This window comes from Microterricola gilva (assembly GCF_004217495.1).
In the GTDB taxonomy this organism is placed as follows: domain Bacteria; phylum Actinomycetota; class Actinomycetes; order Actinomycetales; family Microbacteriaceae; genus Microterricola; species Microterricola gilva.
This window is the reverse complement of the sequence record NZ_SHLC01000001.1, coordinates 2,878,307-2,889,289: the sequence shown is the minus strand read 5'-3', so window position 1 is coordinate 2,889,289 and position 10,983 is coordinate 2,878,307. Positions and strand designations below refer to the sequence as shown.

9 protein-coding genes are annotated in these 10,983 nt (G+C 66.3%); 7 read left to right on the top strand and 2 right to left on the bottom strand.

Annotation, left to right across the window (positions count from 1 at the left end; translation table 11 throughout):
- Position 1 precedes the first annotated feature (1 nt).
- Positions 2-1,051, bottom strand: coding sequence for a carbohydrate ABC transporter permease (locus EV379_RS13390; protein WP_423203250.1), 1,050 nt, complete (start codon positions 1,049-1,051; stop codon positions 2-4).
- Positions 1,052-1,061: 10 nt separating this feature from the next.
- On the bottom strand, positions 1,062-2,354 hold the full coding sequence (locus tag EV379_RS13385) for an ABC transporter substrate-binding protein (protein WP_130506569.1): 1,293 nt from the start codon (positions 2,352-2,354) through the stop codon (positions 1,062-1,064).
- A gap of 315 nt (positions 2,355-2,669) precedes the next feature.
- Between EV379_RS13385 and EV379_RS13380 the strand changes: the two genes are divergently transcribed.
- The 7 genes from EV379_RS13380 to arfA all read left to right on the top strand — a co-directional run bounded on the left by EV379_RS13380 (position 2,670) and on the right by arfA (position 10,952).
- A complete protein-coding gene (locus EV379_RS13380; protein ID WP_130507483.1) occupies positions 2,670-3,908 on the top strand; it encodes a multidrug effflux MFS transporter in 1,239 nt (412 codons plus the stop codon).
- 19 nt (positions 3,909-3,927) lie between these two features.
- The gene (locus tag EV379_RS13375) at positions 3,928-4,611 is read left to right on the top strand and encodes a phosphatase PAP2 family protein (protein WP_130506568.1); all 684 of its coding nucleotides are present in this window, start codon (positions 3,928-3,930) and stop codon (positions 4,609-4,611) included.
- 123 nt (positions 4,612-4,734) lie between these two features.
- A complete protein-coding gene (locus tag EV379_RS13370; RefSeq protein ID WP_130506567.1) occupies positions 4,735-5,748 on the top strand; it encodes a LacI family DNA-binding transcriptional regulator in 1,014 nt (337 codons plus the stop codon).
- A 299-nt stretch (positions 5,749-6,047) separates the two neighbouring features.
- The gene (locus EV379_RS13365; protein WP_130506566.1) at positions 6,048-7,391 is read left to right on the top strand and encodes an ABC transporter substrate-binding protein; all 1,344 of its coding nucleotides are present in this window, start codon (positions 6,048-6,050) and stop codon (positions 7,389-7,391) included.
- A gap of 80 nt (positions 7,392-7,471) precedes the next feature.
- Complete coding sequence (locus tag EV379_RS13360) at positions 7,472-8,419, top strand: carbohydrate ABC transporter permease (RefSeq protein WP_242616381.1); 948 nt, start codon at positions 7,472-7,474, stop codon at positions 8,417-8,419.
- Positions 8,419-9,366 carry a carbohydrate ABC transporter permease gene (locus EV379_RS13355; RefSeq protein ID WP_130506565.1) on the top strand — a complete coding sequence of 316 codons (948 nt, stop codon included), beginning with the start codon at positions 8,419-8,421 and terminating at the stop codon, positions 9,364-9,366. The genes EV379_RS13360 and EV379_RS13355 overlap by 1 nt, the downstream gene beginning before the upstream one ends.
- A gap of 74 nt (positions 9,367-9,440) precedes the next feature.
- Positions 9,441-10,952 (top strand): arabinosylfuranosidase ArfA, encoded by a 1,512-nt coding sequence (gene arfA, locus EV379_RS13350; protein WP_130506564.1) that lies wholly within the window; start codon positions 9,441-9,443, stop codon positions 10,950-10,952.
- Positions 10,953-10,983 lie beyond the last annotated feature (31 nt).

The window sequence follows — 10,983 nt, the reverse complement described above, 5'->3', positions numbered from 1 at the left end:
GTCAGCCAACCCTTCTCGTGAGGGCGCCCTCGGTGTCGCGGCGGAGCACGAAGCGCTGGTACACGATGGCGATGGCGAAGGAGATGATGAAGAGGATCACCGCGACGGCGCTTCCGTAGCCGTACTGCGAGCGGGTGAAGCCGAAGTTGATCATGTAGGTCGCCATGGTCGACGTCGCGTTCGCCGGGCCACCGCCCGTCATGATCCACACCAGGTCGAAGAGCTGGAGAGAGCCGATGATCGACAGGAACGCCCAGATGCGAATGGTGGGTCCGAGTAGCGGGATCGTGATGTGCCGTTGGATCTGCCACCAGGATGCGCCGTCGATCTGGGCGGCCTCCGCGAGTTCTTCCGGCACGCCCTGGAGGCCGGCCAGGAAGAGGATGATCGCGAAACCGATGTACTTCCAGCTGATGACGGCGAGCATCGTCCAGAGCACAATCGTCGGGTCGCCGAGCCAGAGCTGCACGGCGTCGCCGAGCCCGAGACTTGTCAGCAGTGCGTCGAATGGCCCGTTCGGTTGCAGGAGCAGGAGCCAGGCGACACCGGCGATGACCTCGGAGAGCACGTAGGGAACGAACACGAGCACTCGGAAGAACGAGCGGCCCCGCATGGGGCGGTTCAGGAGGAGCGCGATTCCGATCGCGATCGGGCCCTGAACGAGGAGCGACGCGATCACGAAGAAGAAGTTGTGCCCGATCGCGCCGATGAACACGGGATCGCTGAGAGCACGAACGTAGTTGTCCAGGCCGACGAAGTCGGTGAGTGGGCCGATGCCGTTCCACTTGAAGAAGCCGTAGTACCCGGCGAGGCCGACCGGCACCATGACGAACAGCAGGTAGACGACGAGCGCCGGGCCGGCGAACAACGCGATCTCCGCCCGGCCGCGCAACCGGTTGCGACGCTTGTGACCTGCGCCTGCGGCATCCCGGTCGATCGGGGCATAAGGCAGGACTTCGGCGCGACCGGGCGCCGGCCGCGCCGAAGCGCGACCGGCGGGCAGGCCGCTCTGATCGTTGTCCGTGTGACGGACGAACTGGTTCGAGCTCACGAGTGGATCCCTACTGCTGTGCGGCGGCGTCGTTCATCGCGGTGACGATGTCTTCGGCCGTTCCCTGGCCGGCGAACATGTTGGCGACGGCGTCGTTGAGCGCCCCACCGACGTTGTTTCCGTATGCGATGTCGAGCCAGAGCTGCACATAGCTGGCGTCGTTGCGTGCCTCGAGCAGCGCGACCATGTTCGGATCGGTGACTCCGCTCTCTGAGCCCTTGGTAACGGGGAGGCCGGCACCAGTCTCCGCGAAGCGGGTCTGCACGTCGACGCTCGAGATGTACTTGAGAAGTTCGACGCACTCGGGCGGAGCGGAGGCCGAGCAGGAGTAGCCGTCGCCGCCTCCGAGCATGGCATCGGCCGCGCCGTCTGCTCCGGAGACTGCGGGGAACGGGAACCAGCCGAGGTCGTCGCCGAGCCCCTTGCCGTCCTCGGTCAGGCCACCCATGACACCGGGCTGCCAGTGCCCCATCAGCTCCATCGCGGCGTTCCCGTTCGCGAGCAGCCCGGCGGAGCTCGTCGCGCCCTGCTGTGCTGAGGTTCCGAGGAAGCCCTCCTGGAACGGCTCGGTGTCGATGAACGACTGGAGTTCCTCGCCCGCTTCGGTGAAGCACTTGTCATCGAAGACGAGGTCCTTGCTGGCGTCCTGCAGCACATCCTGTCCGCAGCTGCGCAGCGCGAGCCAGTACCAGTAGTGCGCGGCCGGCCACTTGTCCTTCGCGCCGACGACGATGGGCGTGATGCCGGCGGTCTTGAGCTTGTCGACCGCGTCGTTGAGTTCGTCGACGGTGCTCGGAGCCTCGGTGATCCCGGCCTGCTCGAACAGCGCCTTGTTGTACCAGAAGCCGGAGATTCCCATCGAGAACGGGAGGCCGTACGTCTTGCCGTCGACCTGCCAGCCGGCGGCGGAGCCACCGATGAGCTCGAGTTCGTCGGCCACGTCATCGCTCACGTCGAGCAACTTGCCCGCAGCGACCTGGTCGACCATCTGCCCGCCGCCCCACTGCTGGAACAGGTCGGGTGGGTTGTTCGACTGCAGCGCAACGGCGACCTTGGTCTTCAACTCTTCGTTCTGCACGGCGGTGACCTCGACCGTGACGTTCGGGTGTGCCTCCTCGAACTCCGTCGCGACGTCTTGCCAGAAGCCGTTGAGGGGCTCGCCGGTTCCGTTATGCCACCACGTGAGAGTCACGTCGTCGCCGGCGGCCGCATTGGTGCCGCCGGTGCTGCAGCCGCTGAGTGCGGCGACCGCGAGGCCTGCCGCCGTTGCCAACGCGACGAGCCGTGTGCTGCGTCTGTTCATCATTGAACCTTTCGAAAGTTTCGACAACTGCGTCGAAAGAAATCTGGACCTGTTGAATATACGTCGGAATGGATATGCAGTCAAGCGCAACATATTCGATCCCCGCCCGGGTTCCGTCGTGCTCACTCGCGGCATCCGGTAGCATTGCGAGGTTGCGAGCATCGAATCGATTCGATCGCTCTGGGACAGACTTTTCGCTGCCGCCGACCGGAGGGCAGTTATGGGGCGCTCTGCCACGCCCACCGTTCAGCTTCAAGGACTTCCGTGACCAGCACCGCAGGCATCCCCGTCATCCGCCCCGACGACACCGCATCCATCAGCACCGTCCGGCACAGCCACCCCGGCGACGCGCTCTCCTCGCGGCAGCGGCTCGTCTACGTGCTGATCCTCGGAGCGCTCACCGCGCTCGGGCCGTTCACGATCGACCTCTACCTGCCCGCATTCCCGGTGCTGGAGAGCGAGCTCGGCGTCTCGCCGGCCGCGGTGCAGCTGACGCTCACTGGAACGATGATCGGCTTCGGTCTCGGCCAGCTCATCGTCGGACCGTGGAGCGACAAGGTCGGGCGCAGGATGCCGCTCATCCTGGCGACGCTCGTGCACGTCCTGGCCTGCGTCGGGGCCGCGATGGCCTCCGACATCTTCGTGCTCGGCGGGTTCCGTCTGCTGCAGGGCTTCGGCGCGGCGGCCGGCGGCGTCGTGGCGATGGCGATGGTGCGCGACCTCTTCGGCGGCAAGCCACTGGTCAAGATGCTCTCGCGCCTCGCCCTGGTGAACGGCCTCGCGCCCGTGCTCGCCCCGGTGATCGGCTCCCAGCTGCTGCTCGTCATGGACTGGCGCGGCATCTTCTGGGTGCTCGCAGCGTACGGTGCGGTCGTCATCGTGGCCGTGTCGCTGTGGATCGTCGAGACCCGGCCGAAGAGCGCACGCCTGGCTGCGGGCGAGAAGACGGTGCTGCAGCGCTTCAGGATTGTGCTCTCCGATCGGACATTCGTCGGCATCGCGATCGTCGGTGGCATGACGTTCACCGGCCTGTTCTCCTACCTCTCCTCCTCGACCTTCCTGTTCCAGGGCACATACGGCTTCACCGCGCAGCAGTACGGCCTGCTCTTCGCCGCCAACTCCATCGGCGTCATCATCGGTGTGCAGACGAGCTCCTACCTGATGCGCACCGTGATCGGGCCGCAGTGGATCCTGACGATCACCACGGGCATGATGCTCATTCTGGGCATCTCGATCACGGTGCTCGACCTGACCGGTGCCGGCCTCTGGGGCACCGTCGTGCCGCTCTGGTTCTTCATCACGATGTGCGGCTTCAGCTTCCCCTGCGTTCAGGTGATCGCCCTGAACGGTCACGGCCAGGAGGCGGGAACCGCCGCATCACTGCTCGGCGCGGTGAACTTCGGCCTGGCCGGCGTCATCTCGCCCGTCGTCGGGATGCTCGGCGTGTCGACCGCCGCACCGATGGGCGCCGTGATGAGCGTCACGTCCATCATCTCGATCGCCGCGCTCTGGTTCATCGTGCGCCCGAGCCGCGTGCCGGAGCTCTCCGCCTAGCGCACGGTAGCGTTGGCGCATGACAGCTGAGAGCCCCACCCGCCTCCGCGCGGTGCAGCGCGCCCCGCTCATCACTGGCTTCGCCGCGATCCTGCTCGCGATGGCCATCGGTGCCGCGGTCACGCTCGGCAACGGCGGCGAGCCGTTCGCGGTGGACGCCGCGTGGCAGGAGCTCATGCTCGAGAGTCGCACCCCGTTCACCGAGGGGCTCGCGCTGGTCCTCAACTTCATCGGCGGCGGCAGGGTCGCGGTCCTTGTCGTGCCGCTCGCGATCGCCGCGCTGTTCCTGGTGCTCCGCCGGCCATGGGCGGCGCTGTTCTCGCTCGCGGCCGCGCTCGCCAGCACGCTCGGCGTTCAACTGCTCAAGCACCTCTTCGCTCGGGCGCGACCGGAGGAGATGCTCGTGCACTCCGACTTCGGCTCGTTCCCGTCTGGGCACACGGCGAATGCGGCCGCCATCGCCGTCACATTCGGCGTGCTCATTCCCCGCGTGTGGGTGTGGATCTCGGGGATCACCTACGTGGTGTTGATGGCGTGGAGCCGCACCCTGCTCGGTGCGCACTGGCTGAGCGACACGATCGGCGGGGCGCTCATCGGGGCCGGCGTCGTCCTGGTGCTCTGGGCGTTCAGCGCACGCTGGCTCGAGGCGGAACGCCTGGGTGCCGCGAGAGCGCGGGAGTCGCGCAGGGGTGGCGCGGCCTGAACGGGGGTACCGCGCGTCCCGTCACCCCGCTTACAACGTTGTAGTGTTCTGTCGACGGTGCACCGGATTCGCACCGCTCATGCTGAGCCGCATCGGGCGGGCCGCGGCAGAACGGGAGTGATCATGGCCGTGACGTTGCACGACGTTGCCCGCGTCGCCGGCGTGTCGATCAAGACCGTCTCGAACGTCATCAACAACTTCGAGCACATCCGCCCAGCCACGCGGGCGAAGGTGTTGCTCGCGATCGACGAACTCGGTTACCGGCCCAATCTGTCGGCACGGAGCCTGCGATCCGGCCGGTCCGGCGTGATCGGGCTCGTCGTTCCCGAATTCAGCCTGAGCTACTTCGCCGAGCTCGCCGACGCCGTGATCAAGGCGGCCGAACGACACGGACAGGTCGTGCAGATCGAGCAGACGAACGGCGACAGGGCGCGGGAACTCGAGGTTCTCAGCAGCCCGCGCATCCAGTTCTCCGACGGGGTGTTGTTCAGTCCGCTCGGCATGAGCAACGACGACGCCGACGCGCTCACCGTGCCCTACCCGCTCGTGCTGCTCGGCGAGCGCATCTTCGGCGGTCCGGTCGACCACGTGACGATGCGCAACGTCGAGGCGGCGCGCGCGGCGACGGAGCACCTGATTGCGACGGGGCGGAGGCGCATCGCGGTCGTCGGCGCGCACGAGGGTGAGATCATCGGATCGGCCGGGCTCCGCCTCCGCGGATACCGGGAGGCGCTGGAGGCCGCCGGCATCCCGTTCGACCCTGACATCATCGTGAACACCACGCTCTGGCATCGATCGAACGGGGCGACCGCGATGCGCGAGCTCCTCGCCACCGGGGCGCAGTTCGACGCCGTGTTCGGGCTGAACGACACGCTCGCGCTCGGCGCGATGCGCGCGTTGCAGGAGGCGGGACTACGGGTTCCGCATGACGTCGCCGTGATCGGCTTCGACGATCTGGACGAGGCTCGCTACTCGCTGCCGACACTCACGACGGTCGATCCTGGACGCACCGAGATCGCCGAGACCGCCGTGCGCGTGCTGCTCGAGCGCATCCAGGGCGCGCAGCCGGATGCCGCCCCGGTTGAGTATCTCGCGAATTTCTCGATCGTCGAACGCGAGTCAACCGCCATCTCCTGAGCGGCGACTCCTGATCGACCGGTCATCTCGGTCTGCGTCTTGACATGCGCGCGATGAGTCTGCATCATGTTCTTTACAACGTTTACTTTACAACGTTGTAACAACCGGAAGGCGTCACAGCCGCCGGGCGAAATTGGATCGAGGAGGATTCACGATGCCGGCTCAGCAGCCCACATCCTGCGTTTCCCCGGTGCTCCCTCGTTGCACGCTCCCGACAGCCATTCGTCGCTGAACGGGTCCCCGTCCGCAATCGCAATCAGACAACGGTGTCCCATCACCGCGAGAGGAACAGCCCCACCATGAAGTTCAAGATTCTTGCAACGGCCGGCGTCGTCGCCGTGGCCGCGGCCGCACTGACCGGCTGCGCGCCGACGGCCGACAGCGGCTCAAGCGCCGGCGCTTCCTGCACCAACAAGATCGTCAACACCGAGGCAACCCAGGTCAGCGTGTGGGCCTGGTACCCGGCATTCGAGGAGGTCGTCGACCTCTTCAACAACACCCACGACGACGTGCAGATCTGCTGGACGAACGCCGGTCAGGGCAACGACGAGTACACCAAGTTCTCGACGGCGATCGAGGCGGGCTCCGGCGCCCCCGATGTGATCATGCTCGAGTCGGAGGTGCTCTCCAGCTTCACGATCCGCAACGCTCTCGTCGATCTCGCGGAGTTCGGGGCTGCAGACGTCAAGGGTGACTACACCGAGGGTGCGTGGAGCGACGTGACGAGCGGCGACGCGGTCTACGCCATCCCCGTCGACAGCGGTCCGATGGGCATGCTGTACCGCAAGGACATCTTCGACACGTACGGCATCGCGACTCCGACCACGTGGGACGAGTTCGCGGCGGCTGCGCAGCAGCTCAAGGATGCCGGTTCCGACGGCGTCCTGGTCAACTTCCCGACCAACGGGCGCGCGTTCAACCAGGCGCTCTTCGCCCAGGCCGGATCCGTGCCGTTCGTGTACGACTCGGCCAAGCCGACCGACATCGGCATCGACGTCAACGACGACGGTTCCAAGAAGGTGCTCTCCTACTGGCAAGAACTCGTCGATGCCGGCCTCGTGACCACGGATGACGCGTTCACCGCCGACTACAACACGAGCCTCGTCGACGGCACGTATGCCGTCTACCTCGCTGCTGCATGGGGCCCCGGATACCTGCAGGGGCTCTCCGACGCCGACTCGAGCGCGGAGTGGCGCGTCGCACCGTTGCCGCAGTGGGACGCAGCGGCTCCCGTGCAGGTCAACTGGGGCGGCTCGACCTTCGCCGTGACCGCCCAGGCGAAGGACAAGGCGGCTGCGGCCGTCGTCGCCACCGACATCTTCGGCAGCGACGAGGCCTGGAAGATCGGCATCGAGAAGGCGGCGCTCTTCCCGACCTACAAGTCGATCCTCGAGTCCGACTACTTCGCCGAGCTCGAGTACCCGTTCTTCGGCGGCCAGCAGATCAACAAGGACGTCTTCCTCGAGGCGGCGGCCGGCTACGGCGGCTTCACATTCAGCCCGTTCCAGAACTACGCGTTCGACCAGCTGACCGAACAGCAGTTCGCCATGGTCCAGGGGGAGAAGGACGCCTCGCAGGCGCTCGACGACCTGCAGGACAGCCTGGTGAAGTACGCGGGCGAGCAGGGCTTCACCGTCAAGTAGCAGCAGCCGAGTCGGCCCGCCCCAGCGGTGGGCCGGCTCGGCCCGAACCGCGGCCCTTTCAGAGCAGAAAGACGACAGACATGAGCAGTGACACCCTGCACGCGGCGACGCCAGGCATCCGCCGGCGCTCCGCCATGAGCGGCGGCAGCAGGATCGACCGCAAGCGGCAACGCTGGGGCTGGTTCTTCGTCGCCCCGTTCGCCCTGATCTTCATCGGCTTCCTCATCGTGCCGCTCGTGTACGCGTTCTGGATGAGCCTGCAGACCTCGACGCTCGCGACGGGAACCCAGTTCACCTGGTTCGCGAACTACGTGAAGGCCTTCACCGACCCGATCTTCCTCGAGGGTCTCGGCCGGGTCGCCGCCTTCGCGTTCATCATGATCCCCATCCAGATGCTCGTCGCACTGGCCGCGGCGCTCGTGCTCGACACCCTCACCAGCTGGCTGTCGAAGTTCTCGCGGTTGATGATCTTCGTGCCGTACGCCATCCCCGTCGTCATCGGCGCGCTGATGTGGGGCTTCCTCTACAGTCCCCGCTTCGGCCCGGCCACCGACATCTTCGGGCTGTTCGGTCTTGCAGCTCCCGACTTCCTGGCCCAGAGTGCCATCTTCGGCAGCCTGATCAACATCGTCACCTGGCAGTGGTCCGGCTACTACATGATCATCATCTACTCGGCGCTGCGCGGCGTCGACCCGTCCATCTACGAGGCCGCCCGCATCGACGGGGCCAACGGCTGGCAGACGGCGACCAGGATCAAGGTGCCGATGATCAGCTCCTCGATGGTGATGGTGCTGATCTTCGCCCTGATCGGGACGCTGCAGTTCTTCACGGAACCGCAGGTGCTGCGGAGCGTCGCCCAGGGCGCGATCCCCGTCTCCTACACGCCGAACATGTACGCGTACACGCTCGCGTTCTCCTACAGCCAGTTCAACTACGCCTCAGCCATCGCGTTCTCGCTCGGCATCATCGTGTTCATCGGCTCGTACATCTTCCTCTTTTTCACTCGCAAGCAGAGCGGACTCAAGTAATGGCGCTCACAACAGAGACAGCGCTGCTCGTGCAGCCGGCGGCGACGCCGAGCGCGGCAGAGCGACGCGCACGCAGCGAGCAATCGGATGCCGGCCGCAACGGCGGGCGCCGCATCGGATCGCACGTCTTCCTCGTCATCCTGGTGATCTACTTCATCACCCCGCTCTGGTGGTTGCTCGTCGCCGCCACCAAGGACAACTCCGGGCTGTTCACCGGAACGGGCGGGTCGCTCTGGTTCGACGACAACTTCGCGTTCTTCGACAACGTCGCCGGGCTGTTCGAGCGCCAGGGCGGCATCTACTGGCGCTGGCTCGGCAACTCGTTCCTCTACGCCTTCGCCGGCGGACTCGGTGCGACGGTGCTCTCGGTCATGGCCGGCTACGGCTTCGCCAAGTTCCGCTTCCGCGGCCGCAACGCCTTCTTCTCCGTGCTGCTCGGCTCCGTCATGGTGCCGGTGACTGCCCTCGTCATCCCCACCTTCATGCTGCTCAGCCAGGCCGGCCTGATCAACACGATCTGGGCCGTCATCCTACCATCGCTGCTGAGCCCGTTCGGCGTCTACCTCATGCGCATCTACACGCAGGACTCGGTGCCTGACGAGATGCTCGACGCCGCCCGCGTCGACGGCGCGGGCGAGCTGCGTATCTTCTTCCAGGTGGCGCTGCCGTTGCTGAAGCCCGCCCTGGTGACGGTGTTGCTGCTCTCGGTCGTCGGCACGTGGAACAACTTCTTCCTGCCGCTCGCCGTGCTGAGCGACCCGCAGCTGTTGCCGGTCACGGTCGGCCTGAACGGCTGGACGGCGCTCTCCAACGCCGGTGCCGGAGGCGAACAGGTGTGGAACCTCATCACAACGGGCGCCTTCGTCTCGATCATCCCGCTCGTGCTCTCCTTCCTCTTCCTCCAGCGCTACTGGCAGGGCGGCCTCTCGCTCGGCAGCGTCAAGTAACGCGGCACGTCATCGACGGATGCCGCAGCACGCGGCATCCGCACCCACCTCGTCACCACCACAGAAAGATCGCTATGTCTACCGCACGCATCACCATCGACCCGCACTTCACGGTCGGTGCCATCAACCGCCGCCTGTTCGGATCCTTCGTCGAACACCTCGGACGCTGTGTCTACGACGGCATCTACGAGCCCGGCCACGACACCGCCGACGCGGATGGCTTCCGGCAGGACGTCATCGAGCTGGTCAAGGAGCTCGGCGTCTCGGCCATCCGCTACCCCGGCGGCAACTTCGTCTCCGGCTTCCGCTGGGAGGACAGCGTCGGCCCGAAGAGCGAGCGCCCCCGCCGCCTCGACCTCGCCTGGCACTCGACCGAGACGAATGAGGTCGGGCTGCACGAGTTCTCCTCCTGGCTGGACAAGGTCGACAGCGAGCTGATGCTGGCCGTGAACCTCGGCACCCGTGGCACGCTCGAGGCGCTCGACCTGCTGGAGTACAGCAACATCGCCTCCGGCACGGCCCGTGCGGATGAGCGCGCAGCCAACGGCAAGACCGACGCGTTCGGTGTGAAGATGTGGTGCCTCGGCAACGAGATGGACGGCCCGTGGCAGCTCGGTCACCGCTCGGCCGACGACTACGGCAAGCTCGCCTCGCAGACCGCCAAGGCGATGCGTCAGATCGACCCGTCGCTCGAACTCGTCGTCTGCGGCTCATCGAGCGCCCAGATGCCGACCTTCGGCGAGTGGGAGCGCGTCGTGCTGAGCCACAGCTACGACGACGTCGACTACATCTCGTGCCACGCCTACTACGAGGAGAAGAACGGCGACCTCGGCAGCTTCCTCGCATCCGCCGTGAACATGGACCACTTCATCGACTCCGTCGTCGCCACGGCCGACCACGTGAAGGCCGTCAAGGGCAGCGACAAGACCATCAACATCTCCTTCGACGAGTGGAACGTCTGGTACCTGGACCGCTACCACCAGGTCGACAAGATCGAGGGCGTCGACAACTGGCCGATCGCCCCCCGGATCCTCGAGGACGTGTACTCGGTCGCCGACGCCGTCGTGTTCGGCAACCTGATGATCTCGCTGCTCAAGCACGCCGACCGGGTCACGAGCGCATCGCTCGCCCAGCTGGTCAACGTGATCGCCCCGATCATGACCGAACCTGGCGGGCCGGCCTGGCGCCAGACCACCTTCTTCCCGTTCGCGCTCACCTCCCGCCTCGCCCAGGGGCAGGCGCTCGAGGTCAAGCTCGAGTCCGAGACCTACACGACGGAGGTCTACGGTGAGGCCGCGCTCGTCGACGCCGTCGCCACGCACGACGCAGAGACGGGTCGCTCGGCCGTCTTCCTCGTGAACCGCAGCCAGAGCGAGCCGACCACCGTCACGATCGACATCTCCGCCCTCGGCGCGGTGTCTGTGCTCGACGCGCAGACGCTCTCCGACGACGATGTGTACGCCAAGAACACGCTGGACGACCCGGAGCGCGTCGGCCTCAGCGCCAACGACTCTGCCGTTGTCGGCGATGGCACCATCACGGTGACGCTGCCTGCCGTGTCGTGGACCGCCATCGAACTGGGCTGACGACGGCGCAGCCGAAGAACGAGAATCGACG